The following is a 234-nucleotide window of genomic DNA, read 5'->3' on the forward strand; positions in this document are numbered from 1 at the left end:
CCGCGTTACACCGAACGATACCGTCACCAATAGCTACACCCTGAAAATGATGAATATGTCGCAGCAACCGCGTACCTATCTCCTCAAGGTTGAGGGACTGCCAAACGCCACCATGGATTCTCCAGACACCTACAACATTCGGGTTAACGAATTGCGCGAGATCTCCGTCAACCTTGAAATTGACCCGGCAATCGCCAAATTACCATCCAGTAAAACCAATATTGAGTTTATTGT

Annotated in this window: 1 protein-coding gene; it reads left to right on the top strand. The window is 47.4% G+C overall.

The window, feature by feature from the left end; genetic code table 11:
- Positions 1–234 (top strand): FixG Ig-like domain-containing protein (locus Q4563_RS22825; protein WP_303606175.1); only part of this gene is annotated, 234 nt, incomplete at both ends.

The organism is Gilvimarinus sp. 1_MG-2023 (assembly GCF_030548285.1).